This window comes from Iodidimonas muriae (assembly GCF_014647255.1).
Classification (GTDB): Bacteria; Pseudomonadota; Alphaproteobacteria; order Sphingomonadales; family Rhodothalassiaceae; genus Iodidimonas; species Iodidimonas muriae.
In genome coordinates this window covers 367,760-393,716 of sequence record NZ_BMOV01000001.1, presented here as the reverse complement: position 1 = coordinate 393,716, position 25,957 = coordinate 367,760, and the positions used below count along the sequence as shown (strand labels likewise).

At 54.0% G+C, this 25,957-nt stretch carries 19 protein-coding genes; 8 read left to right on the top strand and 11 right to left on the bottom strand.

The features are described 5' to 3' along the window. Positions 1-204 precede the first annotated feature (204 nt). The 3 genes from IEX96_RS01625 (at position 205) to IEX96_RS01615 (ending at position 4,935) form a co-directional block, all read left to right on the top strand. Positions 205-1,500, top strand: a complete 1,296-nt coding sequence (locus tag IEX96_RS01625; protein ID WP_229773457.1) for a BaiN/RdsA family NAD(P)/FAD-dependent oxidoreductase — start codon at positions 205-207, stop codon at positions 1,498-1,500. Between the two features lie 175 nt (positions 1,501-1,675). Continuing rightward, a complete protein-coding gene (locus IEX96_RS01620; RefSeq protein WP_150004792.1) occupies positions 1,676-3,445 on the top strand; it encodes a methyl-accepting chemotaxis protein in 1,770 nt (589 codons plus the stop codon). Beyond that, positions 3,442-4,935 carry an alginate export family protein gene (locus IEX96_RS01615; RefSeq protein WP_150004791.1) on the top strand — a complete coding sequence of 498 codons (1,494 nt, stop codon included), beginning with the start codon at positions 3,442-3,444 and terminating at the stop codon, positions 4,933-4,935. The genes IEX96_RS01620 and IEX96_RS01615 overlap by 4 nt, the downstream gene beginning before the upstream one ends. Before the next feature lie 73 nt (positions 4,936-5,008). Here IEX96_RS01615 and IEX96_RS01610 read toward each other — a convergent pair whose 3' ends face one another. Further along, positions 5,009-6,226: an acyl-CoA dehydrogenase gene (locus tag IEX96_RS01610; RefSeq protein ID WP_188873366.1), complete on the bottom strand. Its 1,218-nt coding sequence runs from the start codon at positions 6,224-6,226 to the stop codon at positions 5,009-5,011. A 738-nt stretch (positions 6,227-6,964) separates the two neighbouring features. Here IEX96_RS01610 and IEX96_RS01605 point away from each other — a divergent pair. From IEX96_RS01605 to IEX96_RS01595, 3 genes are all read left to right on the top strand, one after another. Beyond that, complete coding sequence (locus IEX96_RS01605; RefSeq protein ID WP_150004790.1) at positions 6,965-9,754, top strand: TonB-dependent receptor; 2,790 nt, start codon at positions 6,965-6,967, stop codon at positions 9,752-9,754. A gap of 203 nt (positions 9,755-9,957) precedes the next feature. Then, positions 9,958-11,478, top strand: a complete 1,521-nt coding sequence (locus IEX96_RS01600) for a tryptophan halogenase family protein (protein WP_150004789.1) — start codon at positions 9,958-9,960, stop codon at positions 11,476-11,478. Between the two features lie 227 nt (positions 11,479-11,705). Then, the gene (locus tag IEX96_RS01595) at positions 11,706-13,772 is read left to right on the top strand and encodes a glycoside hydrolase family 97 protein (RefSeq protein WP_150004788.1); all 2,067 of its coding nucleotides are present in this window, start codon (positions 11,706-11,708) and stop codon (positions 13,770-13,772) included. Positions 13,773-13,869: 97 nt separating this feature from the next. Here IEX96_RS01595 and folE read toward each other — a convergent pair whose 3' ends face one another. Then, complete coding sequence (folE, locus tag IEX96_RS01590; protein WP_150004787.1) at positions 13,870-14,460, bottom strand: GTP cyclohydrolase I FolE; 591 nt, start codon at positions 14,458-14,460, stop codon at positions 13,870-13,872. Between the two features lie 233 nt (positions 14,461-14,693). Between folE and gspG the strand changes: the two genes are divergently transcribed. Together gspG and IEX96_RS01580 are read left to right on the top strand one after the other, a co-directional pair. Continuing rightward, complete coding sequence (gene gspG / locus IEX96_RS01585) at positions 14,694-15,158, top strand: type II secretion system major pseudopilin GspG (protein ID WP_150004786.1); 465 nt, start codon at positions 14,694-14,696, stop codon at positions 15,156-15,158. Between the two features lie 20 nt (positions 15,159-15,178). After that, the gene (locus tag IEX96_RS01580) at positions 15,179-16,084 is read left to right on the top strand and encodes a type II secretion system minor pseudopilin (RefSeq protein WP_150004785.1); all 906 of its coding nucleotides are present in this window, start codon (positions 15,179-15,181) and stop codon (positions 16,082-16,084) included. A 38-nt stretch (positions 16,085-16,122) separates the two neighbouring features. On the opposite strand, the gene IEX96_RS01575 is transcribed toward IEX96_RS01580, so the two are convergent. The 9 genes from IEX96_RS01575 to gspE all read right to left on the bottom strand — a co-directional run bounded on the left by IEX96_RS01575 (position 16,123) and on the right by gspE (position 25,548). Then, entirely contained in the window at positions 16,123-16,821 is a 699-nt protein-coding gene (locus tag IEX96_RS01575; protein WP_188873365.1) for a prepilin-type N-terminal cleavage/methylation domain-containing protein, read from the bottom strand. Next, complete coding sequence (locus IEX96_RS01570; RefSeq protein ID WP_188873364.1) at positions 16,818-17,258, bottom strand: type IV pilus modification PilV family protein; 441 nt, start codon at positions 17,256-17,258, stop codon at positions 16,818-16,820. The genes IEX96_RS01575 and IEX96_RS01570 overlap by 4 nt, the downstream gene beginning before the upstream one ends. Next, entirely contained in the window at positions 17,248-19,572 is a 2,325-nt protein-coding gene (gspD, locus tag IEX96_RS01565; protein ID WP_188873363.1) for a type II secretion system secretin GspD, read from the bottom strand. The genes IEX96_RS01570 and gspD overlap by 11 nt, the downstream gene beginning before the upstream one ends. 24 nt (positions 19,573-19,596) lie before the next feature. Beyond that, positions 19,597-20,250, bottom strand: coding sequence for a hypothetical protein (locus IEX96_RS01560; RefSeq protein ID WP_150004780.1), 654 nt, complete (start codon positions 20,248-20,250; stop codon positions 19,597-19,599). After that, the gene (gene gspM / locus IEX96_RS01555) at positions 20,247-20,834 is read right to left on the bottom strand and encodes a type II secretion system protein GspM (RefSeq protein ID WP_150004779.1); all 588 of its coding nucleotides are present in this window, start codon (positions 20,832-20,834) and stop codon (positions 20,247-20,249) included. The genes IEX96_RS01560 and gspM overlap by 4 nt, the downstream gene beginning before the upstream one ends. Further along, entirely contained in the window at positions 20,831-21,967 is a 1,137-nt protein-coding gene (locus IEX96_RS01550) for a PilN domain-containing protein (protein ID WP_150004778.1), read from the bottom strand. The genes gspM and IEX96_RS01550 overlap by 4 nt, the downstream gene beginning before the upstream one ends. Before the next feature lie 126 nt (positions 21,968-22,093). Continuing rightward, positions 22,094-22,585 carry a GspH/FimT family pseudopilin gene (locus IEX96_RS01545; RefSeq protein WP_188873362.1) on the bottom strand — a complete coding sequence of 164 codons (492 nt, stop codon included), beginning with the start codon at positions 22,583-22,585 and terminating at the stop codon, positions 22,094-22,096. Between the two features lie 11 nt (positions 22,586-22,596). Further along, a complete protein-coding gene (locus tag IEX96_RS01540) occupies positions 22,597-23,841 on the bottom strand; it encodes a type II secretion system F family protein (RefSeq protein ID WP_188873361.1) in 1,245 nt (414 codons plus the stop codon). A 6-nt stretch (positions 23,842-23,847) separates the two neighbouring features. Beyond that, the gene (gspE, locus tag IEX96_RS01535; RefSeq protein WP_150004775.1) at positions 23,848-25,548 is read right to left on the bottom strand and encodes a type II secretion system ATPase GspE; all 1,701 of its coding nucleotides are present in this window, start codon (positions 25,546-25,548) and stop codon (positions 23,848-23,850) included. Positions 25,549-25,957: the final 409 nt, after the last annotated feature.

Below are 25,957 nucleotides of genomic sequence, written 5' to 3'. Positions count from 1 at the left end.
GAACCGTTACAGGTTGTTTTCATTTTTTGTATTCTTTGCACAAAATATCGGATTGGCATCCACATTTCTTATAAAGATGCTTATTTTCTATCCTTATTGAATGCAAAACAATTTGCAGTTTTTTCCTCAAAATCGGCCAATCGCACGCCGAAAGCAAAAACAAAGCCCTATCCCGCACGCCATGAATAAGGGGCGCCTCTCGCCTTGAGCGCTCAATTAAGCTATAGCGCCGCCTTTGCCGACATCCGCCAAGGTCTTGCCATGCCACAGTTCCAGACTGCCCGATCCCCCATTGCCATCATTGGTGGCGGCCCCGCTGGCTTGATGGCTGCCGAAACCTTGGCACTGGCCGGCTTTTCGGTGACAGTTTATGAGCGCATGCCCACCGTGGGCCGCAAATTCCTGATGGCCGGACGTGGCGGGCTGAACCTGACACATAGCGAAAATCTGGAGCACTTCCTTGATCGCTATGGCCCGGCACGTCGCTGGCTAGAGCCGATCATCCGGGCTTTTCCGCCCAATGCTGTGCGCCAATGGGCCGATGATCTCGGAGCGGAAACGTTCGTCGGCAGCTCCGGACGGGTGTTTCCCAAGGCCATGAAAGCCTCGCCATTATTACGGGCATGGCTGGGGCGGTTGCGCGCGCTGAATGTGGAGATACGGACCCGCACAGAATGGCGCGGCTGGGATGAGAGCGGCGCACTTTTACTGCACAGCCAAGAAGGCGACAGCATAAAGCTGCGGCCCGCAGCAACCATTTTGGCTTTGGGGGGAGCCAGTTGGCCCCGTCTTGGCTCCGATGGATCATGGCGCGCGCCTTTGGAACATCTTGGCGTAACCGTTTCCGCCCTTGAGCCAGCCAATTGCGGTTTCACCATCCCGTGGTGCCCCTATATAAGTGAGCGATTCGCCGGAACGCCCTTGAAAACATGTATGTTTTCCGTAGATGGTCACGCCATCCGGGGCGAGGCAATCATCACCCGCACAGGCATAGAAGGCGGCGCGATCTATGCCCTATCGGCTCGATTGCGTGATCAGATTCGCCAAAAAGGCCAGGCACGGCTGACCCTTGATCTGCGACCCGACCTAAGCCATTCGGACCTTCAAATGCGCTTATCCCGTGTGGGCAGAAAGCAAAGCCTGTCCAACCGGCTTCGCAAAGCCGCGAAATTATCGCCGCTAGCCATCGCTTTGGTCCTTGAACATCTGAATAAAGCGCCCCGAACCAGTTCACATGATGAAATTTCAAATCTTATAAAGTGTCTTTCTTTTGATGTTACAGGAAGCCAGCCCATTGACCGGGCAATTTCCACTGCCGGTGGAGTGTCCTTCAGAAATCTTGACGACCAACTGATGCTCCGAGCCTCCGCCGGAATTTTCATCGCCGGGGAAATGCTCGATTGGGATGCGCCCACAGGCGGCTACCTGCTTCAGGCCTGCCTTTCCTCCGGATTTTCCGCCGCTCAGGCCGTTAAAAACTGGCTGAATAACGCCTCTTAAAGAGGTAAAAATCTTAAAATATCTCTACCACCAGTATGCTTTTAAAGCGAAATAATTCAGCAGCTATCGTAATATTTACGAATAATTTACATATCGTAAGGCATCCAGTCATTCTCACGCTGGTAGAAAAAATAATTTTACTAATACCATATGTATTATACGAGGGGTCGTCTTCATGTGGAAAATCGGGAATTGGCTTTCCAATCAAAAGTTCGGGATACGCTTGGCTCTTGGCTTTAGTACCATCGGTGTTTTGATGCTCTTCATGGGAGCATTTTCGGTCAATGGAGCCTTCACTCTCTCTGCTGTAACCGAAAATCTCCACCAACATCCCTATGCGGTTTCCAATGCCACGCGCGACGTGCAAACCGCCATTTATGCCATCCATCGAGACATGAAGGATGTGGCCCTTTCCCGCGATCCATCCGAGATCGAAACGGCCATGACCTCAATCAATCAACATGAGAAGAATGCGCTTGAAGCCTTTGATATTATCGAAGAACGCTTTCTCGGCGACAAAACGGATATCAAAGAAGCCAAAAAGGCATTCCTGAGCTGGAAGCCCATTCGGGATCGCGTCATCGATCGCGCGCGCAATGGGGATTATGAAGGGGCTGCACGCATCACCCGTGAAACAGATGCGACTTTCATGAAGACATTGTTTTCCGAGATTGATGAGGTGGTGGCCTTCGCATCGAACAAGGGTATCGAGTTCATGGAACAGGCAGACGATACCCGTGCGCAAACTCTATGGTCCATCTCCATTTTTGTCCTGATCACTTTTGCTGCCGGAGCGGCGATCGCGATCTTCTCTTCGAAAAATATCACACGCCCCCTCAATCGCTTACGCGAAGTGATGGAAAGTCTGGCTGGTGGGGATCTTACGATCAAAATTCCGTTCAATAAAAACCGCGATGAAATTGGCGACATGGCCCGTACGGTCGAAATTTTCCAACAAAACGCCATTGCCAAGGCGCAAGCCGAAGCAGAAGCCAAAGAAGCTGCAGAACAACTCGCCCGCGAGGAAGCCGAACGCAAAGAACTGGAAGCCGAGCAACAAGCAAGAGAGCGTGAAGAGGCTGAAACCATCCGCCGCCGCGCCAAAGCGCTGGACACACTGGTTCAGCAATTTGAGCAGCAGGTATCCGAAATCACCAATGCTCTGTCCACCGCCTCAACGGAAATGTCTTCCACCGCAGAAAATCTGACCGATGTGGCTGATGGCACTGCCCGGCGCGCCGAAATCGTGCGTGGTGCCGGCGAAGAAGCCTCGCAAAATGTCACCACCGCCGCCAGTGCCGCAGAAGAGCTTACGGCGGCTGTTGCCGAAATCAGCCGCCAAGTGGCCAATGCCAACATCGTTGCCGGGGAAGCCAGCGAACAGGTTCAATCCAGTACCAAAAATGTCGATGCGTTGTCAGGGGCCGCCGATCGGGTGGGGGAAGTGGTGACGCTGATCAACGCCATCGCCGAACAAACCAATCTTTTGGCGCTGAACGCCACCATTGAAGCGGCGCGTGCAGGCGAAGCCGGAAAAGGCTTTGCCGTTGTGGCAAGTGAAGTGAAATCCCTCGCCTCGCAAACCCGCAACGCCATTGAGGAAATCGGTACATTGGTCATGGAAATTCAATCGGCAGGCAGCGAAGCCGCCAGCACCATGACCAAAATGAACGATGTCATCGCCAAGGTAACCGAAGCCAATTCCACCATAGCCGCCGCTGTTGAACAGCAATCGGGGGCCACAAGCGAAATTGCTGAAAATATGCAGCATGCCTCCGATGGAACGGTCAGCGTGGCGCAAGAAATCAACGGCGTCGCCGACGGGGCTGCAGAAACCGGTTCCGCCGCCACACAGATGCGGGCCGCAGCAGCCTCTTTGTCTGAAATGACAACGAATCTGAAAACCCACATCGATCAATTTATTGATGGCGTAAAATCTGTATGAGTTCTCTGAATACCGGCCCAAGAGTCTCTCCTTTTTCAAAAACCCTGCTCGCATCCAGTCTGCTTGCGCTTTCCGCGTCTCATGCCATGGGCGCACAACAGGCGACAGCCCGGCAATCCGATGCACAAGCTGGCACCGAATGTGCCAGCGAAAAGGCTGTGAACGGGGCGTATCAAGGGGTCTTTTACGCCAATGATTTTGGCTATCTGGACGCATCCTGCATTGCTCCGAACGATCCACGCGGGGCTGTGGAAAAGGCAACGGATGCGCTGAAGAACATCGATATCGCACCGGCTATTTCCCTGTCTTTGGGAGGGGAAATGCGGCTGCGCTATCATAATGAGGATAATTTAGGCTCCAGCCGCCTTGACGGGCGCGACAATGCGTTTGCCCTCACACGCGTCCGCGCCTATGCGGATGTGCAGATCACCGATTATTTCCGGGGATATGTCGAGATGGTCGATGCCCGGAAATCCGGCGGCGCTTTGCCTGCGCGCGGTGTGGAAGTTGTGCGGACCGATGTTTTGAATGGCTTTGGCGAATTTCATGCCCCCCTTGCCAAGGGCCGCGCCATGGTGCGTGCCGGCAGGCAAGAGCTTCTATTTGGTGCGCAAAGACTGATTTCTCCCCTTGACTGGGGCAATACGCGGCGCAGCTTTGACGGCTTTCGCGCCAGCTATAAAACCGATACTTTTGCCATTGATGGATGGTTCGTCAATCCGCGCGTGATTTCCGATAAATCCAGCAGCCGCAATTCAAAAACCGATTTCTCCGGAGTCTATGGGCAATATTTTGGCCTGCCCGGCCATGCGGTGGAGGTTTATGCGCTCAATCTTGATGTGGATGACCCCGCCGCCTTGCAATCACAGCTTTGGACCATCGGCGGGCGCGTAGCCGACCAAAAAGGTGTTCTGCGCTGGGAAGTGGAAGCGGCAAAGCAAACCGGCGACAACACAAATGGTGATATTTCCGCATGGATGCTCACCATGACTGCAGGTCTGGATTTTTCCAAATCTCTGCCTTATTCGCCCAAAATATCCGTGGCTTATGATCGAGCCAGTGGCGATGGCGATGAAACAGACGGCAAGACCAGAACCTTCAATCAGCTTTTTCTCCTTGCCCATGCCTATCTGGGCAGCATGGATCTGATCGCGCGGCAAAATATCGAGGCCTTTTCCGCAAAGCTCAGCGCCAAACCGCATAAGCGGGTCAAAACGTCCCTCGCCTTTCATGACTTCAATCTCGCAAAGGCAACAGACGCCCTTTACAATGCAGGGGGCGCGGCCATTCGCCGTGATGCCACAGGGGCTGCCGGTTCCAATGTGGGCCAGGAACTTGATGCCACCCTCACCTACACACCCAGCCGCTGGTATAATCTGCAGCTTGGCTATGGGCGTTTTTGGGCCGGCCGATTTGTAAAAGAAACCAATGGGGATGGCGTTTCAGGAAATGCCGATTTCTTTTATTTACAATCGACGATCCGCTTTTAAGCGATCCCGAACAGGCCAATAAAAAAGCAGGGCGTTTTTGCCCTGCTTTTCTTTTAAGCTGGTTCAACGCCTCTTAGGAAAAAGCCTGTATCCCGGTAATGGCACGGCCCAAAATCAACGCATGAATATCATGGGTGCCTTCATAGGTGTTCACCGTTTCCAGATTTACCATATGACGGATCACATGATATTCGTCTGAAATTCCGTTTCCGCCATGAATGTCGCGAGCCATACGCGCAATATCCAATGCCTTTCCGCAGCTATTGCGCTTCAACAATGAAATGGTTTCCGGAGCCAGTTTTCCTTCGGCCTTCAACCGCCCGGCCTGAATACAGGCGGCAAGTCCCAAGGTAATTTCCGTAAGCATATCCGCCAGTTTCTTTTGTACCAGTTGCGTGCCAGCCAGAGATTTTCCGAACAATTTGCGCTCGAGCGCATAATCCCGTGCGGCATGAAGGCAGAATTCCGCAGCCCCCAATACGCCGAAAGCAATCCCGAAACGGGCATTGTTCAAACAACCAAACGGCCCCGCAAGCCCGGCCACATTGGGCAGCAGATTGGCTTCGGGAACAAACACATCATCCATCACAATTTCACCTGTGACCGAGGCACGCAGGCTCATTTTCCCTTCAATTTTCGGCGTTGAAAGCCCTTCCATACCGCGTTCGAGAACGAACCCTTTGATCTTTCCCCCATGCGCATCGCTTTTCGCCCACACAACGCACAAATCGGCAATGGGAGAATTGGTGATCCACATTTTCGCACCATTCAGGCGATAGCCGCCGTCCACCGCTTTGGCGCGGGTTTTCATCGAGGCCGGATCAGACCCGGCATCAGGCTCTGTCAGCCCGAAACAGCCCACATAGTCACCCGTGGCAAGTTTGGGCAGCCATTTTTCCCGTTGTTCCTCGGTTCCATAAGCCCAAATGGGATACATCACGAGAGAGGATTGCACGCTCATGGCAGACCGGTAGCCCGAATCCACGCGCTCCACTTCCCGAGCGATCAAGCCATAAGCCACCGACGAGACACCGGCACAGCCATAGCCTTCGATGGTTGAGCCAAGCAAACCGGCCGCGCCCATCTCGTTCATAATCGCACGATCAAAGCGCTCATGCCGATTGGCATCCAGAATCCGCGGCATCAACGCAGATTGCGCAAATGTCCGCGCCGAAGACTGCACAAGGCGCTCTTCCTCGCTCAGCAGGTCATCGAGCAACAATGGATCTTGCCAATCCATGGAAGGCCAACGGGTCGGGCCGGGAGAAGACAAATGGGCCGTATCGGACATGGGAGAACCTCACTCAAATAGAAAACGGCAATCACCATAAAGCTGGCAACAACCATATGGAACCTTCCACCTCATGAAGACACAAAAAAGTTTAGGCTTAAACAATAATCTTCATACGCCCCCCCATAGCGATCAAGGAGGCCACAGAGGCTTAAAACGCATCTTCCCCCTTTATACCCGGCCCGGCGCTTTCATGAACAGAGGATATCCTGCGCACCTTTCGAGGCCTCTCACATATTGCAAAAAAATTTGCATTTTTTTTCCATGGATATGGATTGATGCTCTGAGGAATAAACGAATCAATGGAAATTGCGAACGAGCCCCGTCTTTCGTTTACATGATTCTTGCACAGAAATGGGAACGATATCGATAATTTTGGGAAATTTCCGCCACGCTCACGCAAAATGACCAGCCATTGCAGGTCAATAGCGCCGCCCGCACTCCATTCATATCCTGTTGTATTTTCTTGATATTTTAAAATCTATCACAAAAAATATTCGACGATAGGCTGGCTCGCACTGCAGCATTTTGCATCCCATTTCATTTTTTTTACAAAAACATTTGCAAAGACTGATGATTTTTGTGCAATCTTTTGATTGTCAGTTTTCAGGCCTGTGCCCCTTGGGTCGGCTTTCCACCCTTTGAACTACTCATGAAGGGGGGGAACTCGACATAAGCGACTGGCATGCCGGACATCCAAGAAAAACCTCGCCACCAAAGGTGAGGAAGGGGAGGAAAATGAAAATTTCAAGTCGCACCATGCTGCTACTGGGCACATCGTCCGTATTGGCCATGCTTCACTTCACAGCGCATGCACAAACGCAGGATACAGAGCTGTCTTCAGATCCGGACGATCCTCAGCTAGAAGAAATCGTCGTCAAGGGCTTCCGCAGCAGTATCGAAAACTCTATTGCCGCCAAAAAAGGCTCTTCCTCCATCGTCGAGGCAATTTCCGCAGAAGATATCGGCAAACTCCCCGATGTTTCCATCGCCGAATCTCTTGCCCGCCTCCCCGGACTGACCACTCAACGTGTCGATGGACGTGGCCAGGTGCTTTCCATCCGCGGTCTTGGCCCGGATTTCTCCACAGCCTTGCTGAATGGCCGAGAGCAGGTATCCACCGGCGACAATCGCGGCGTCGAATTTGACCAATATCCGTCCGAATTATTATCCGCAGCCGTGGTTTACAAAACCCCGGATTCCACACTCATCGGGCAGGGTTTGACGGGCACCGTGGACCTTCGCACCATCCGTCCCCTGCAGGTAAAAGAGCGGATTTTATCCGTTAGCGCGCGCTATGAATTCAATGAAGACAGTGCGCTCAATTCGGATCAGCCCGGCTCGGGCTATCGCGCCTCCGCGATTTATGCCGATACCTTTCTGGATAAAACGCTGGGGATCGCCCTTGGGATCGCCCATCAATCCACCCCCACCCAAAGCGAACGCTTCAATGCTTGGGGTTTCCCCAATATCGAGGGTGATCTGGATGTGAACGGCACCGCACCTTTCGTGCTCGGTGGCGCCAAGCCTTTTGCCCAATCAAACGACCTGAACCGTTTCGGCGTGATCGGCACCATTGAATACGAACCATCCGATACCTTCAGCACCAGCTTCGATTTCAACTATTCCCATTTCGATGAAACGCAGTCCCTGCGCGGCATCGAATTCCCTCTTTACTGGTCTGCAGCGCAATTGCAGCCGGGCTTTACGGAAGTGGATGGCCTGATCACCGAAGGCACCTTTACCGATGTAAAGGGCGTGATGCGCAATGACTTCAATGATCGCAATGCCGATCTGTTCGGCGCCGGCTGGAATACCAAAGTCCATCTGTCGGATGTCTGGAGCATTGAAACCGACATCAGCTATTCCCGCGCCGACCGCAAAGATTTCCTTCTGGAAAGCTATACCGGCACCGGCCCTGCTGGCGAGGGGGCTTTGGACACGCTGGATTTTGCGATCCAGGACAATGGCGTGGTCAAATTCGATACCGTGCTGGATTATAGCGATCCCAGCCAATTCCTGATCACCGATCCTCAAGGCTGGGGCGGCGGTGCACAGCCCAATCCGCTGACGCAGGCGGGCTTTATCAATGCGCCAGACACCGAAGACGAACTGACCCATCTGCGCTTTTCCACGGAACGGCTAAGCGCCATTGGTCCCATCGCCGCCATTGAGGTTGGCGTGGATCTGAGCCGCCGCGACAAGGAACGCAACATCACCCAGCAATTCCTTGTACCGCAAGGCGGGGCCAGCGCCATTCCCGTTCCCACCGAAGCCCTGCTGGATAAAGGCACAGATCTGAGCTTTATCGGCATTGATGGACATCTGAGTCTTGATCCGCTGTTCTTGTTGAACAACGGCTTTTTGGAAACCGTTGGCACCAGCCTGTCCTCCTTCGATGTTCCGCAAGATTGGAAAGCCCGGGAAGATGTGTTTGTGGGCTTTGTGAAATTCGATGTGGATACGGAAATTGCCTCGATCCCCGTCACCGGTAATTTCGGAACGCAGGTGGTTTATACCGACCAGACCTCCACCGGATCGCGCATCGAAACCGCCGATCTTGGCGCAGGCACCAGCGAACCAAGGCTGGTTCCGGTAAAAGAAGGCGATAAATATACACGCTTCTTACCCAGCATGAATCTAAGCTTCGATGTGGGGCATGATGCGGTTGTGCGCTTCGGCGCCGCCCGCACATTGGCCCGCGCCCGCATGGATCAATTGAACGCCAGCCTTTCGCTTAGCACCAACGACACGCGCTTTACCTCCACCGACCCCAATCAATCATTCTTTAGCGCCAGTGGTGGTAATCCGGCCTTGAAACCCTTCATCGCCAATTCGGTGGATCTGTCGTTTGAAAAATATTTCTCTCGCGCCGGTTATGTGGCCATAGCGGCATTCTATAAAGACCTGCAGGATTTCGTGAATCCCAATGATGCCTTCCTGTTCGATTTCGAGGGCTTTGTGGACAGCACGATCCCACCGGAACTGCAAAGCTCTCTCGGGACCACTTTGGGCACCATTTCCGGCCCCACCAACAATGGCAGCGGCAATATTGGCGGGATTGAATTCACCCTGTCTGTGCCTTTGGATCTCATCACCACGGCCTTTGATGGCTTTGGGGTAATCAGTTCCATGTCCTGGACCGACAGCAAGGTAACCTTGGGGGATAATCCCGATCCAATTCCGGTTCCGGGGCTTTCCAAATGGGTTGTAAACTCAACGGTTTATTATGAAAAATATGGTGTGAACGCCCGCGTCAGCCACCGTTATCGCTCTAAATTCCTTGGCGAAGTGTCGGGCATCAGCGCCACCCGTATTCTGCGGTCGTCCAAATCGGAATCCATTTTCGATGCGCAGATCGGCTACAGCTTTGAAACCGGCGCATTGGAAGGGCTTAACATTACCTTTCAGGCGCGCAATCTCACCGACGAGCCTTTCGTAACTTTCGAAGGGGATGATGGCCGCCGGGTGATCGACCAGCAAAGCTTTGGCCGCACCTATCTGATCGGCCTGTCCTATAAATTTTAAGGGCCAAAACACACGGGACCAAAAGCCCCCCCTGCCGGTTTTCCGGTGGGGGGACTTTTCCTGAAACACCACCGCATCTTTTAACGCCGCGCACGATCTTTAAACAAAGAACATAAAACATGGGCTCCGCATGCCATTGAGGCTTGCTGTTCTATGGGTATTATCAAAGCCGATCATTATCATTTGGGAAACGAGACAGCCCCATGACCACAGCACAGATATCCGCCGATCCCGTCACGCGCATTGTTATCATTGGCGGCGGAACGGCTGGATGGATGGCGGCAAGTGTGCTGTCCAAGGCTTTGGCGGGCCGTGTTTCCATTCAATTGATTGAATCTGATGCCATCGGCACCGTGGGCGTGGGAGAGGCAACCATTCCCCAGATCCGGCTGATCAACCACTATCTGGGGCTGGATGAAAACGCCTTTCTCAAGCACTGCAAAGGCACCTTCAAATTAGGGGTCCAGTTCAATAATTGGGGCCGGATCGGTGACAGCTATATGCATGCCTTTGGCGATCTTGGCTTGCCGCTTGGGCCGCTCAGCTTCCCCCATTATTGGCTACGCGCCCAGCAAGAAGGAGTGGGCGGCGATCTATGGAATTATTCACTGAATTATCAAACGGCCATGCAGGGCCGGTTTTCCCGTCTTGAAAAAGTTGGCACCAGCCATTTGGGCGGCATCAAATATGCCTTTCATTTCGATGCGGGGCTTTATGCCCGCTATTTACGGGCCGGCTGTGAAAAGCGTGGCGTCAGCCGCACGGAAGGGCGCATTGTCAAAACCAATCTGCGCGGAACGGATGGCTTTATCGAAAGCGTGACACTGGAAAGCGGCGCCACTATCGCCGGTGATTTGTTTGTCGATTGTTCAGGGTTTCGCGGGCTGTTGATCGAACAGGCGCTCAAGACCGGCTATGAAGACTGGAGCCATTGGCTGCCGTGCAACCGTGCCGTCACCGTTGCCAGCGAACCAACCGGACCGATGCGCCCCTATACCCAGGCAACGGCCCGGCAATCGGGCTGGCAGTGGCGTATTCCTTTGCAACATCGTGTGGGCAATGGCCATGTTTATAGTGCCGCCCATATCAGCGATGACGAAGCCGCCCATCAATTGCTTCAAAATCTGGAAAGCCCTGCTCTCTCTGACCCCAAAACACTGCGCTTTAAAACCGGAAGAAGGCAACAGGCGTGGAACCGCAATTGTGTGGCTTTGGGCTTGGCCGCGGGCTTTATGGAGCCTTTGGAATCCACCAGCATCCATCTTATTCAATCAGGCATCAGCCGCCTTGTGTCGCTGTTTCCGGACCGGCATTTTGATCCCAGCCTTATCGATCATTATAACCGGCAAACACAATTTGAATATGAGCGCGTCCGCGATTTCCTGATCCTGCACTTCAAAGCCACCCAGCGCCGCGACACAGCCTTTTGGCAGACCTGCGCCAATATGGACATTCCCCACAGTTTGCAAGAAAAGATCGACCTTTTTTCCACCACGGGGCGGATTATCCGCGAAGGTGAAGAATTGTTCACGGAAATGGGTTGGATTCAGGTCTTCACCGGCCAGCATATCAAAGCCCAACGCCATCATCCGCTGGCCGATAACATCACACAATCCCAGCTGACCGAATTTTTGGGCAATATCGAAAAGCTGATCACCCATACCGTGCCAAGCCTGCCCCGCCATGCGGATTTCATCACCCACAACTGCCGGGCCGCTGCATAGATCACAAGGCGCACGGTTTTGGCCTCTGAATCTGATGCCGTTGCCCACGCCCCGCCAAATGCAAATTAATGCAAATATCTTTCATTCATCAAAAGCATGCCGCATAAAATTACTTAAATAACTATATAACAACAAAAATATAGAATTTCTGACGAAAAATTTTTGCAAAAATTGCATGAATCTGCTTAACTGACAGCCATATTTTTTCCATCGCAAAGGGGTTGGCTATGGTTGCGGCACTGCGCTCCCATTTTATCGGCAAAACAAAAATATCTGGAAATTTTGGCAGCTTATCCGGCCTCGCTGCCGTGTTTTCCGCCTGTCTGCTCTCTGCCCTTCCCGCTTATGCTGTGGAGATCGCCTCGCCCGATGGACGCATTGTGGTGGATGTAGACACGCAGAATGGCATTCCGGGCTATTCCGTTACATTCAATGGCAAGCCGGTTCTGGATTTCAGCCGTTTAGGGCTTCAGTTCCAAAAAGCCCCGGATTTCGTTGAAGGATTCGATATTGCCTCTGTCAAAACAAAAACCACAGATCTGGTTTGGACCCAGCCATGGGGTGAAGAAAAAGATATCCGCGACCACCACAAGGAAGCGCGGATCGTCTTTCAATCGCAGACCGGACCGGACCGCCAGATGACAGTGACCTTTCGGGTCTTCGATGACGGGGTGGGATTTCGCTATGATATCCCCGCACAAGCCGGTGTGGATGCCATTAAAATCACCGATGAACTAACGGAATTCACCTTCCACGACAATCTGAAGGCATGGTGGATCCCTGCCTACAAAGACAACCGTTATGAATATCAATATGCGGCGTCCAGTATCGATTCTTTAGATGTGATCCACACCCCTGCCACCTTTGAAGGCGATAAAATCGCCATAAGCATCCATGAAGCGGCATTGACCGACTATGCCAGCATGACATTGCGGCGCCCCATGATGCATGGGCAAACCTTGAAAGCCGATCTCGTTCCCTGGGCCGACGGCATCAAAGTTTACGCCAATGCCTCATTCAAAACCCCGTGGCGTACCATTCAGATTGCCGACACGGCCTATGAACTCGCCAATTCACGGATGATCCTGAACTTGAATGAACCCAATGCTTTGGGCGATGTATCCTGGGTAAAGCCGGGGAAATATGTAGGGATTTGGTGGTGCGCGCATATCCGCACCTGCACATGGGAAACCGGCGAAAAACACGGAGCCACCACCGAAAATACCATGCGCTATATGGATTTCGCCGCCAAATATGGCTTTGATGGTGTGCTGGTGGAAGGCTGGAATATTGGATGGGATGGCAATTGGTACGAAAATGGCGATCTGTTTCGCTTCACCGAACCAACGCCGGATTTCGATATTGAAAAAATCGCTGCCCATGGCCGCAAAGTAGGCGTTCCGCTGATCGGGCACCATGAAACCAGCGCCAATATCGTCAATTACGAAAACCAATTGGACGCGGCCTTTGCATTCAGTGAAAAACACGGCATGCGCGCCGTAAAAACGGGCTATGTGGGAAGCCGACTCAATGACACGGAATGGCATCACGGCCAATATATGGTGCGGCACTTCCAGAATGTGGTGGAAACAGCCGCCCGCCATCATATCGCCATCGATGCCCATGAGCCCATCAAAGACACCGGTCTGCGCCGTACCTATCCCAATATGATGACCCGCGAAGGGGCGCGGGGCGGTGAATATGATGCCTGGAGCCATGCAGCACAGGGCAATCACCCCGATCATGCAACGATTTTGCCCTATACCCGCATGCTTTCCGGGCCAATGGATTACACGGCGGGCATTGTTGATCTGCGCTTTGGCGAACAAGAAGAAAAAGGCGTGTCGTCAACAGTGGCCAAGCAATTGGCGTTGATGGTGGTTATCTACAGCCCGCTGCAAATGGCTGCCGACCTGCCTGAAAATTATGAAGGTCATCCCGGTTTTCAATTTATCCGCGACGTTCCCGCCGATTGGGAAGACAGCATCGCCCTTGATGGCCGCATCGGCGATTATTTCGTGATGGCGCGCAAAGACCGGAACAGCCCGGATTGGTATCTGGGGGCGGTTAGCGACGAACAGGCCCGCACCATCACTGTTCCTTTAGACTTTCTGGATAATGCCACCACCTATCGCGCCGAGATCTATGCTGATGGCGAAGGGGCGCATTGGCTCGACAATCCGCAACCGATTGCTGTCAAAACAAAAACCGTAACGGCTGAAGATAGCTTGAGCCTGGAATTGGCACAGGGCGGCGGACAGGCCATTCGCTTCACGCCCTTGGCGGCCCGATAATCAAGCGCGCATAGCCTCCCCTCCACTGGCTCCGTACAAAAGTTGTACGGGGCCTTTTTTTATAAAGGGTAGCCTATGGCCGGACCGGATCTGCCCCCTAAAATCCCATCAAGGACAGCACTTCACGCCGCGCCTTATCATCCTCTCGGAATACACCGGTCATCCGGCTGGTTGTCATCACCACATCCGGCGTTTCAACGCCACGACAGGTCATGCAGCCATGCGTTGCTTCGATCACCACTGCAACACCTTGCGGCTCTAGAACTTCAGAAATACAGTCGCCAATCTGCGCTGTCAGCCGCTCTTGCACCTGCATACGCCGCGCATAAGCATGAACGACCCGCGCCAATTTTGAAATACCGACCACCTTGGTGTTTGGCAAATAAGCCACATGCGCTTTCCCGATGATGGGGGCCAAATGATGCTCGCAGTGCGATACAAAAGGAATATCGCGCAACAACACCACTTCATCATAGCCCGAAACTTCTTCGAAGGTGCGCGCCAGATAGACCACGGGATCTTCCTGATAACCCCGGAAATATTCCAGAAAGGCTTTTGCCACCCGCTTCGGGGTATCGCGCAGCCCTTCCCGATCGGGGTCTTCCCCGGACCAACGGATCAACTCGCGGACAGCATCTTGAGCGCGTGCTTCAGCGTCATCTCCGCGCTGGTGAAGAGGGTCTTTCATAATCGCAATCCCGAAATTCAGAGTATAATCTGATGGCTTGTTTCTGATAGGATCACCAAAGATCACCACCCGATTGCCACACCAATTCAGCTGCATATAGCATGGGAATGCTCAAGGACATAATTTTTGGCAGACTGTGACCTATGGTTTGATTTTGTAAATGTTTTTCCCTTATTGTCTGCAATACATTTCCGCCCAAAAACGGACCCTTAACCATATACGGGATGTTATCGATGCGCCTTTTTAAACATGGTCGAGACAAGCAAAGCCGACAGAAAGAAACCAGCGCCGGCTTCACCCTTATGGAACTTTTGGTGGTTTTGGCCATTCTCGGGCTTTTGGCCTCTTTTGCGGTGCCCCGCGTTTTGAAATATTTTTCCAGCGCCAAAACCGATACAGCCGCCATCCAGATCAACAATTTATCTGCCGCTTTGGATCTGTATCGCCTTGAAACGGGCCGCTATCCCACAACATCCGAAGGCTTGAAAGCGTTGATCGACGAGCCCGATGGCGCACGGGGCTGGGATGGCCCTTATATCGACAAGCGCGAAGGGATCATTGATCCTTGGGGCCGGCCTTATCATTATCGCTATCCCGGCGAAATGGGCACGGATGTGGATATCTTCACATTGGGGGCCGATGATGCACCGGGCGGAGAAGATGAAAATCAGGATGTCACAAACTGGAGCACCGAGTGACAACCCGAAAACCGAACCACATGACAGCATCACAGCAGCGCCGCCGCGCATCACAAAGCGGCATAGCGCTTATTCTGGTACTTTGGGTGCTGACGCTTTTGTCTTTGATCGTCGGCAGTTTTCTGTTCATGACACGGGGAGAAACCCGCACGGTTATCGCCCGTCAGGATGCGGCCAAAGCGCAGGCTTTGGCGGATGGCGGGGTTTATTGGGCCATCGCTCAGCTTTTAACGCCGGTTTTCAATGATGATGGCGTTGCCTTTGCCCTTCCGGTGGATGGCCGCCGCGTTTCCCGCACGCTGGCATCTGGCCAGATGGTTTTAACTATTCAAGATGTGGGCGGATTGATCGACGTGAATGCCGCCGATGACATTCTCTTACGCAGCCTCTTTCTGTCTTTGGGGCGCGAGCCCGAAGAGGCCGCACAGCTTGCCGATCGGCTGATCGATTTTCGGGATCTTGATGACCGGCCACAGGCCAGAGGCGCGGAACGTGCCGATTATAAAGCCTTGGGGCTGCCCTATGACCCACGCAATGCCCCCTTGCTTTTGGCCAATGAAATAAGCCAAATACCCGGATTCGATCGGGATTTTGTAACACGCGCCACGAATTATCTTACCGCTTATTCCGGTTCACGCGCGGTCGATCCCACTGTTGCCCCTGTGGAAATTTTGAACAGTATCCCCGGCCTTTCCAAAGTGGATGTTGAACAATTCATCGCCTCCCGCAAGGGCTCAAGCCGTTCGCTCCCACATGAAGCAACCAATCCTTATCTCACCGGTTCCCCCAACAGCACATTTCGCATCACAGTGAATGCCAGCACCGCCCGCGGATCATGGTTTCAGCGCATTGCGGTGGTGCAAATCTCCGGCGGGGCCGATCGCTTTCAAATCCGCCATTGGGAACAGGGCCGGATCACCGAATAGGCTGCCCCGCATCAAGCCATATCGTGAAAAATGATTTCTCAGGACGCAGGAGGCAAGCGGCGGCGATCAACAAAAACCGGACGTATCTCCAAGGCCGGTGCCACAGTCTCGCCGTGCTCATCTTCAAATGTCACCGCGATCAAAAGGGGCAATGTCTTGCGATCAACCCAGTGTTTTGTCCATTGCGGTTGAGCTCCGGCAAGCGGTTCATCCTCGTGATAGCCATAATAGGCAAACTGAACGACCATCCGATCGTCCAATAATTGGCGCGGGCGTTCTTCTTCATGAAACACATCTACAATTTCACGGGGACGTACCAGCCACCAATCAAGTTGAAGGCCGCCCTTTTGCCCTGCGGGGCCAAGCTGGAACAAATACAAGCCCCCCACCCCGATGCCCGACGGCAGGGGTGAGACAAAGCGCATTTCTTTGTCCGTCCCGCGAAACGCCACGTCTTGCGTTTCACCATCAAAAGAAATCACCATCGGACGAATTTGTTCCAGCCGCGCGCGTAGAAAAGCGCGGATGGCATCTTCATCTGTCTGCTCAGTGATCCGGATATCACCCGCCTGCCACGCTTTTCCAGTAAAGCGCAGGGCCGAAAACAACGCAGCAGATAAAATCCCGATGATGGTCAGCGCAATGATCAGTTCCATCAGCGTAAAGCCTTGCTGGCCTTTTCGCCGCGGGGAATTCTTGCGCTCCCACCCCATGGCATTTTGCTGAGCCTTGATCATTGTGCACCATCGCCCAAGCGGAAACTGGTCAGGGAAAATTCCGTCTCATCCGCACTAAAAACCTCTATGGTGATTTTTAAAAGCTGTAATTGTCCTCCGGCAATATCGCCGGTTTCCAAAGAATCCGTATTCTGCGAAAGCTCGATCCTCCAGCGGTGATCCGGCTCTTCCCCTTGATAAACACCGGGGGCAAGCGGGATGGTCACCCCCACCGCTTGCAGATGATTTTGCGCATAATCCACAAGCATTTGCTGCTGGCTGGCGGCATCGATACTCCGCAAGCCGCGCCCCATCCCCTGCATCAACGCCACAAGCATGATGGTGGCAATGGTAAACGCCACCAGCACTTCGATCAGGGTAAACCCTGCCTCAGCGGATCGGGCAGGCTTATGAAAGCCTTTCCCGTTCCGGCTTATTGACCGCCGTTCAGGGCGCATTGCTCCCATCCTTTTGGGATGGCGCGACTTGATCGTCGGTCACACCGAAGCGTTCTTGCAAACGCTTGAACCCTTTCATCCGGCGGCGCAGCTCTTGCGTGACTTCCCGCGCTTCGCTGCTGTCGCGTACCACTTGCGGGGTCAGCAAGACCAAAAGTTCCGTCCGTTCATTGGTGGTGGATTTGCTTTTGAACAGATTTCCAAGCCACGGAATATTCATCAAAATCGGAACGCCGGTATTTACGTCCGAGGCCCGATCGCGGATCAACCCGCCAAGGGCAATGGTTTCCCCCGTTTGCACGGCCACCGAAGAATTGATGGCCCGCTGCTGAATCGTTGGTGCATCGATCCCCGATGATGTGGTCGGCACCACATCCGATACCTCTTGCGATACCTCCAACACCACAAGGCCGCTGGCATTCACATGGGGGGTCACTTCCAGAATAACCCCCGTATCCTGAAACTGGATGGAATTGACAATCGGTGCATCGGGATCTTGGGTGGAGACAGATTGTTGCACCGGAACCGGCACCTGATCCCCCACTTGCAAGCGCGCCGTTTTGTTATCCAGAACCATCAATTGCGGCGAAGACACCACGGTCACATCGGTGATAGAACTCAGCGCATTCAGCGCCACACGGGCATCCCCGCTTTCAAAGAAATAGGAAAAGCCGGGGAAGGAAGGGGCCACTGCCCCGGTGTTTACATCGGAGAAGCTGATGTCTTGCCGGTTGCCGCCACCCGCTTCAAAAAACCACCGCAGGCCATGATTAAGCTCGTCATCCAGAGTAACTTCGGCGATGGTCGCCTCGATCAACACTTGCAAAGGGGTGATATCCAGCCGCTTCAATGTCTGCTCGATCATGCGATATTCTTGCGCCGTGGCCAGAACAAGCATGGCATCATTGCGTTCATCGGCGATCAAACGCGGGCCATTGCCCCCTTCCTGCCCGAAAGCGGCCGACTGGCCAGCGCGATCATTGGACCGGCGGTTGTTTGATGAAGCGTTGCGATTGCTGGTCGCTGAACCGCCAAAGCCCCCGGCGGACCCCGTGTCACGGCTGCCTAAGCCGCCATCAGAACCATCCGACCCCGAAAAACCAGACAAAGACCCACCGTCCCGCCCCGGTGCAAGACCGGTGGAGACTGAGCCGCTATCCCCGACGGTGCGGACATCGAACAATTCCCCCAGCACCTCGCCCACTTCCGATGCCCGTGCGTTTTTCAGATGATAGACATAAAGCTGGCGTTGCCCGTCGCTTCCGCCGCCACGGTCCAACCGTTCCGTCCATTGCCGGGCGTTTTCCAGATAAACCGGCTGTTCACTGATCGCCAAAAGCGCATTCATCCGCTGGATAGGCAAAAACCTGATCACGCCATGTGTCGGGCCGGGTGTTTCACCATCCTGGGCAAAAATCGCTTCCATTTCCACCAGCACATCCCCCACATCCGCATGGGACAAAGGCAAAAGTGCAAAGGACATGCCGGCCATCCAATCCACATCGAACAGCTCGACCATCGAAACGATATCCGCCGCTTCCCCGCCGGGGCCACGGAACAGCAACAAATTGCGCTCCGTATCCGCTTGCAGGCCCCGCCCCGGTGTCAAGAACGGTTCCAAGGTGACCTGCATTTCATCGGCCGAGGCGAATTGAATGGGGATAACATGAATGCCAAAGCCATCCTGACGGGCCTTTTGCCCCGAAAGCAAAGGCGCCATGCCTGTGGTCGCCTGCAAAGGCAGCACATGATACACGCCATCACGCACCACAAGAGCCGCGCCATTGATGGCCAGAACATCTTCCAAAGCCGCGATCACTTTATCTTCCGGCAAAGCGCGTGCACTGCGCGCTGTGATCGTGCCTGTGACCGCATTATCCACAAGATAGGGCAAGCCAAGGGCATCCCCCAAAACCGCATCCACCACTGAGCGGATATCGGCATTGGAGAAATTCAGCGTATAAGCGCCGTCCCGTTCATCCACGCTGCCCTGCCCCGTTTTGGTAACAGCGGTAAAGCGGCTATGGCCCTTATAGATTTCGGCCGTTTTGGGCGGCAAAGCCCGTTCATCTTGCTGATCGTTGATCCCGGCAATCTCTGCCGTGGACATATCCGCCCCCCGATCCACACGGTTTTGCGCGGGCCCGAACAGGCCCGGCGGCGGAGCGGCGGTTTCATCGGAATGGGAACCACGCACCAAATCTTGCGAACAGGCCGCCACCAGAAAAGCAAGGCTCAAAGGTGCAACACCCCGCCCCCCAAACATCCGGACAGACCCTAAAAAACTGGCTCTCTTGCTCTTCTTGCTGTTCATATTCTGCCATTCATACATATCTGTTCAGGTTCTTGATCCCCGACGGCTCAGCCGGTCATTGTCGATACTTTGTCGTGAAGCCGGAACCGGATTGCCATTGGCATCACCGTGTCGGGGGGCAATAACGGCGCGGGGTTTCACCAGATGTGCCGGCATGCCCAGATGATGGGAATCTGTGACCATGCCGGCGGCATCGGGGGCAAATTTCAGTTTCAATGTCATGCGCTCCCCTCCTTTCGAGAGGGTCGCTTCAAAAGAGGACAAAGAAACGAGTTCCCATCCACGATAGGATTTTCCGAGACGAAGGCTCACCATATGTGTTGTGGCATTGTCGCGCAGGATTGCCGCTTCACGCCCCTTCACCATCACCACGCCGGTCAGGGATAATTCAGTGGACTCAGCCTCGTCTGACGACCGGCCGGATGCCCGCATCGGCGGTGGCGTGCGTGTTGTGGAAAACATATTCTGTTCAACGATGGGCGCGGTATCGATCGCCACAGCGAATGATGCACCGCCGCCCATAATATCGCGGGTTTCCGGCACATCGTCCTTATCCACGGCAATATTGTCACTGTCACCGCCGGAAGACGGGCTGCGCAAGGCCAGAAGCAGCAAAATCAGCGCCAGAACAGCCAAGGAAAGGGCCGGTACCATACGGGGCCAAAGACGCCGGATCATGCCTCTTCTCCCAAACGATAAGCAGATACCGTCAGATCAACGAGAAAATCCTGCGCAACCGCCATCGTATCTGCCCCCACCTCGGTCCGTTCCAGACGCGTACGCAATTTCACCGCGTCAACGAAAACCGCCGGTTGGCCTGTTTCCAGTTGTTGTAAAAGCTGTGCCAATCCACGGATATTGGTCAGAAACTGCACCCGCAAGCGTACCCGGGAAAGGCCCTCCGCCTTATCCACCGGCAGGCTTTGGACAGACCGCACATCGCCCCCATTTGAAGATATCGCCTCGCCCAAATAGGTTTGTAGCCGTGCGGCCGCCAAAGCATCCGACAAGCCTTTCAGAAAAATGCCGCTTTGTGCCTGATGTGCGCGCACCTGCCGGGTCAGGTCTTCAACGCTACGCGCCGATTGGGCAACAGCACGATAGCCGCGCAACAGGCGCTTGTCTTGATCATAGGCCTCTATTTGTGCGCGATAGCCGCTGAAAATGGGTGCCACCAAGGATTCATAGACAAACAGAAAGACCACCAGCAAAAGCAAGACCGCCAGCCCTTTATGCAAAAGGGTTTTTGAAGGAGCCATCATCGCACCGCCCCCTGTGGTTCGAGGTTGGATTTGGCCTTGGGCTCCTCTTTGTCCCCGTCCATTTGGGATGAAGCGACCTCCGCCCCGGTTTCCATCGGTTCAATGACCGCAGCCAAGCTGAACCGTTCGCGCCCGACCCGCTGATCCGGCGTCACCGGAGAAATAAATCGGGCCTGAAAAAAGCGGGGAGAATCTTCAATGGCCGTCAGAACGACAGAGGCGGTTTGCGCATATCCTGTGACCGTGACCTCGCGCCCTTCATAGCTGAATTCGATCAAGAACGCGTCTTCGGGCAAGGCCTTGGTCATATCCGCCAATATCCCGACCACCATCGGTTCAAAACGCCGCCTTTCCAGCAATTGCGTTTGCCGCGCCTCTATATCTTGCAATTCGCGGCGCAATTCATCCACCGCCAAAGCCTCGGCCCGCGCCCGACGCACATCGTCGGCAATGTTTTCGCGGGCGGCTGTAACACGATTCATAGGCAGCCACGCCGCCAATAACGCAAGCCCGACCACCGCCAAGGCCAAAAAGCCCGTTGCGCGGCGCCATGGTGCAAATGGATTGGGCTGTTCCGATTGCGGCAATATATTGCTCTGCCCCGATGGGGAAAGCACTTGGTCCGGCCCGTATCCCACCTCTTTCAAGGAGGCCAGCAACGGTTCAAGATCCGTGCGCCGGACAAGATCCAGTTCAACCTCTATATGGCCGCCGCGATAATCGACATTGCGTTCCATCACCCCGAAATAAACCTGATCCGGCGTAAAGGGGGTTTGGCGATCCAGATCATATTCCACCGCTTCACGCAGGCTTTCCCGCGCGGCAATGGGCAAGCGGAGCCTGCGGGTCAACACCCAGTGCTCCGGAATTTTCAAAATAACATCATCAACATGGGGAGGATCTTGCGCCAGTGCAGAATGCAGCACATCGCCAAGAGCCGCTGGCGTAAGGGCATCAAAGGGCATTTGGGTCAGCAACCGTCGATCGTCACCATCCACCAGAACCACGCTGAGCAGATTGCCTTCGATTTCCAAAAGCAGGCTCCGCCGCCAGCGCTTCAGCATGGCAAGCACAGACTGCGGCGCCAAGTCCGCCAGCTCGCCAAGCCACCAGTGCCAGAAGCGACGAACCATCGGCCCGCCTTGACTCAATTCAATGCGCATCAAGCCCTATCCCGTTTACGCAACAATCGACTCGATGGATACACTCTTTTCGAGTAATTGAAAATAACGATACATCTTTTTGTATTTAAATTCCGTTTACACACGATCCGCATCCTCTTGGACGCGCACACGCCCGGTTAGCCAGTCGATTTCAATAACCGCAGATCGTGGCGTAGTGCCCTGCCCCGTCTCGATTAAAACGCGTCCGCCCGGCGACGTACCATCGGGATAAAACACATAGCGCACCTGCCTTTCATCCCGGTCAATGTCTGTCACATCCACCAGATTCTCAAAGCGCAGACCTTGCGGCAATGCTTGGGGGTCACCATTGGGAAATTGATACAGAGAGTCGTCCAGATCGAGCACCAGCACTTGCGTGGCTCCACTTGCGATAGCCGCCGCCCGTGTCTGGCGCATGGCGGCGGCCAGATTGTGCACCGCATGCCGAAATTCCAAACCCGGCAAGGCATGGTGAAAGCGCGGTGTGGCAACGGCAATCACAAGCCCCATCACCGCCATCACCACCAACAGCTCGATCATGGTGAAGCCATTGGGCCGCCTTTGAACGGGATATGGGCGCTTGTGCATCATCCCCCCCCTTAAAATGGCAAATCATAAGAGGTCAGAATAGCGGACAAGATCGATCCGATGATCCCCGCCACCACAAAGCCCAGAAACAATGTCACAAGCGGCACCAGCATAGACACCAGCTTGCGTGTTTCCCGGCTGATTTCGCCCTCATAAATGCGGGCGATGGTCAGCAACATCACCTCCAGCTTGCCGCTGGTTTCGCCAACTCTCAAAAGTCGCAACGCCAAAGGGGGAAGGATACCGCTTTCTTCCAGCGGACCGGTCAACCCCTCGCCCCGACGCAATCGAGGCAACACCTGCTCTACCGCCTTGGCCAGTTTTGAATTGGACACCGTGCGTCCGCTCATTTGCAATGCGGGAACCACTTCAACTCCATTGGTCAGCAAAGCCCCCAAAGTGCCGCAAAAACGGGCCGCTTCGATTTTGCGCAGCAAAGGCCCCACAACGGGAATATCCAGCATCCAGCCATGCACTTTATCGCGCACCGTCTGATTTTGAGACACAAGGCGTAAAAAGATGAAAAGGCCAAAGGCCAAAAGCGGCAAAGCCCACCAGAATTCGCGCAATGCCCGCGAAGCGCCCATAACAAACCGCGCCGATGCGGGAAGTGCCGCCCCGGCCCCTGCAAATAAAGGCTCGAATTCCGGGATCACCCCCAAAAGCAAAACCAAAACAGCCCCGCCCGAAGCCATCAGAATCAAAATGGGATAATTGAGGGCCGATTTAATATCCTGTTTCAAAGCGCGGGCGCGTTCCAGATTATCCGCAAGGCTCATCAACACCTGATCCAATGTGCCGCCCGCCTCTCCAGCCCGCACTAGACCGATATAATGCCCCGGAAACAGATCGGGCTCGGCCCCCAGAGCATCGGCAAATGTGGACCCTGCGCGAATTTTTTCCAACAATCCGGCAGCGGCTTTTGCGCCAGCGGACTGGCCATTTTGCTGCTGGGCCAGCATGGACAGCGCCTGTTCCAATGGCAGCCCTGCATCCACAAGGGTTGCCATTTCGCGCGTGAACAGGGCCAGCCCCTCATCCCCCAAATGGCGTTCTTTATTTAGTGTCAGGGAAAAACCCAGACCGCCAAGGCCACCTGCGGTGCGCCCGCCAGCGCTCCCCCGCTCTTTGATATAGATGGGCTGCAGCCCCTGACGGCGTAAATCATCCAGCAGATTGGCACGATCAGGGCAAATCTGTTGGCCATCCACCAGCTTGCCTGCACCATCCACCGCGCGATAGCTGAAAACAGCCATGATGGCTTAGCCCTCCTGTGCTGTTCTGAGAACTTCTTCCACAGAAGTTTCCCCCAAAAGAGCCTTGCGCAAGCCATCTTCATAAAGCGTGCGCATTCCTGCCGCCACGGCCGCCCGATGAACCGCCCGTTCGTCTCCATCCTTCAATATGATTCGCCGCAAGTCATCGGTCATGACCAATGTTTCCAAAATACTGGTGCGGCCACGATATCCGCTTTGGCCACACTGTTCACACCCCTTCGGGTGATAAAGCGTATCCCCCACGCCGCCGCCCAAGCGATCCAGCCCCAGCTTTAAACTGGTTTCTTCATCCACGGAATAAGGCGTTTTGCAGGCATCGCACAATCGACGGACCAGCCTTTGCGCGGCCACGCCGTTCAGGGTTGCTGTCACCAGATAGCTTTCCACCCCCATATCCAAAAGCCGCGTAACAGAGGCCGCCGCGCTGTTGGTGTGCAAGGTGGATAAAACCAGATGTCCGGTCAGCGCCGCTTGCGAGGCAATCTGTGCGGTTTCCAGATCACGGATTTCACCGATCAGAACAATATCGGGATCTTGTCGCAGGATCGCGCGCAAAGCGCTGGCAAAGGTCAGCCCGATCGTTGGCTTCACCTGAATCTGGTTTACCCCGTCCAGTTGATACTCCACCGGATCTTCCACGGTGACAATTTTACGCTCGGCATCATTAAGAGACGACAGGGCAGCATAAAGCGTGGTGGTTTTCCCCGATCCTGTCGGCCCGGTGACAAGGAAAATACCATTGGGACGCGCCAAGCCTTCCTTCAGCCGCTGCAGATTGTCTCCTTCAATCCCCAAAGATGCAAAATCGAGGCTGACGGAATCCCGGTTCAAAACACGCAGCACCACCCCTTCCCCGAACAAAGACGGCAAGGTGGAGACACGCAAATCAATCGCAGAGCCGCGCACCGCCAGCTTGATGCGGCCATCCTGCGGCAAACGCCTCTCGGCAATATTGAGCTTCGCCATGATCTTGAGGCGCGAGACGATCGCCGCTTTCAGCCGTGCCGGCGGCGCCTCTCCATCTTGCAAGACACCATCCACGCGATAGCGCAAGCGCAACCGGGTTTCATATGGCTCCAGATGAATATCCGATGCCCGCAGGTCGATGGCATCGCCAATCATCCGGTTCACAAGGCGGACCACCGGAGCCTCACTTGCCTGATCGCGCAAGCGCTCGATATCTGTCTCAAGGCCATCATCAAACCCGTCCAATCCATCATCGCTATTGGACGCTGTTTCCCGTTGGGGACCATAGAGCCGCTCAATGGCCTGTTCAATTTCACTGGGAAGCCCGACCATGACCCGAACAGACCGGCCGGTCAGAAGCGCCATGGACTCAATGGCAAAGCGATCCCCCGGATCGGCCATGGCCAAAACCAGTTCCTCGTCGGACAAAGCCAAAGGAACGAGTCGCGCATGGCGCAAGAATCGAATCTTAAAATCGGCACCATCAACAGGATCAACCGGATAACCCGCCGACTCGACAAGATTCAATCCGTAGCATTGTGCCAATGCATTTGCCAAATCGCGTTCCGACATCAAGCCCAGCTTCAATAGCAAAACGCTCAATGATTCACCGGTGCTCTCGCTAACGCGTTGCGCGCGCTCCAACATAGCCGACTGCAAATGCCCGTTATCCGCCAGATAAGTGGCGAATTGATCGGACATGGAATTCTTCGTCGCCATCGCCGGACCTTTCCTTATGGGCGTGCGCCAGAATACACCCTTTACGATTACGATTTGGTTAATTTTCTCTTAATAAATAGATTAACAACAAATTTAGTCTGACATATTTACAATTTCGCACAACTTCAAAACACTACCATTAATATACAAAGTGAAACAGCAGTGCAAAGCATGAAACACTAAAACTCACATTCTTGTTAACAGTACAAACCAAAAATGTCTATATAATCTATTGATATGTAAGGATTTTTGTATTTCATATATTTTATATGGAAAAAACTCTCCCGTTTGCAAATTCGAAACTTGTGTAGGGCAGAATTATGAGGAAATATGTTGAAATCGAGATAGGCACTTTATAGTTGCACAACGAGGTTTAGTTTTGATAATCTTATTCACGCAATGATCGCAT

Bases quoted from the DNA above. Each gene is read 5' to 3' on its own strand.
- IEX96_RS01620 (WP_150004792.1), top strand. From the start codon at position 1,676: ATGTGGAAAATCGGGAATTGGCTTTCCAATCAAAAGTTCGGGATACGC.
- IEX96_RS01615 (WP_150004791.1), top strand. From the start codon at position 3,442: ATGAGTTCTCTGAATACCGGCCCAAGAGTCTCTCCTTTTTCAAAAACC.
- IEX96_RS01610 (WP_188873366.1), bottom strand. From the start codon at position 6,226: ATGTCCGATACGGCCCATTTGTCTTCTCCCGGCCCGACCCGTTGGCCT.
- IEX96_RS01605 (WP_150004790.1), top strand. From the start codon at position 6,965: ATGAAAATTTCAAGTCGCACCATGCTGCTACTGGGCACATCGTCCGTA.
- IEX96_RS01600 (WP_150004789.1), top strand. From the start codon at position 9,958: ATGACCACAGCACAGATATCCGCCGATCCCGTCACGCGCATTGTTATC.
- IEX96_RS01595 (WP_150004788.1), top strand. From the start codon at position 11,706: ATGGTTGCGGCACTGCGCTCCCATTTTATCGGCAAAACAAAAATATCT.
- folE (WP_150004787.1), bottom strand. From the start codon at position 14,460: ATGAAAGACCCTCTTCACCAGCGCGGAGATGACGCTGAAGCACGCGCT.
- gspG (WP_150004786.1), top strand. From the start codon at position 14,694: ATGCGCCTTTTTAAACATGGTCGAGACAAGCAAAGCCGACAGAAAGAA.
- IEX96_RS01580 (WP_150004785.1), top strand. From the start codon at position 15,179: ATGACAGCATCACAGCAGCGCCGCCGCGCATCACAAAGCGGCATAGCG.
- IEX96_RS01575 (WP_188873365.1), bottom strand. From the start codon at position 16,821: ATGATCAAGGCTCAGCAAAATGCCATGGGGTGGGAGCGCAAGAATTCC.
- IEX96_RS01570 (WP_188873364.1), bottom strand. From the start codon at position 17,258: ATGCGCCCTGAACGGCGGTCAATAAGCCGGAACGGGAAAGGCTTTCAT.
- gspD (WP_188873363.1), bottom strand. From the start codon at position 19,572: ATGAACAGCAAGAAGAGCAAGAGAGCCAGTTTTTTAGGGTCTGTCCGG.
- IEX96_RS01560 (WP_150004780.1), bottom strand. From the start codon at position 20,250: ATGATCCGGCGTCTTTGGCCCCGTATGGTACCGGCCCTTTCCTTGGCT.
- gspM (WP_150004779.1), bottom strand. From the start codon at position 20,834: ATGATGGCTCCTTCAAAAACCCTTTTGCATAAAGGGCTGGCGGTCTTG.
- IEX96_RS01550 (WP_150004778.1), bottom strand. From the start codon at position 21,967: ATGGTTCGTCGCTTCTGGCACTGGTGGCTTGGCGAGCTGGCGGACTTG.
- IEX96_RS01545 (WP_188873362.1), bottom strand. From the start codon at position 22,585: ATGCACAAGCGCCCATATCCCGTTCAAAGGCGGCCCAATGGCTTCACC.
- IEX96_RS01540 (WP_188873361.1), bottom strand. From the start codon at position 23,841: ATGGCTGTTTTCAGCTATCGCGCGGTGGATGGTGCAGGCAAGCTGGTG.
- gspE (WP_150004775.1), bottom strand. From the start codon at position 25,548: ATGGCGACGAAGAATTCCATGTCCGATCAATTCGCCACTTATCTGGCG.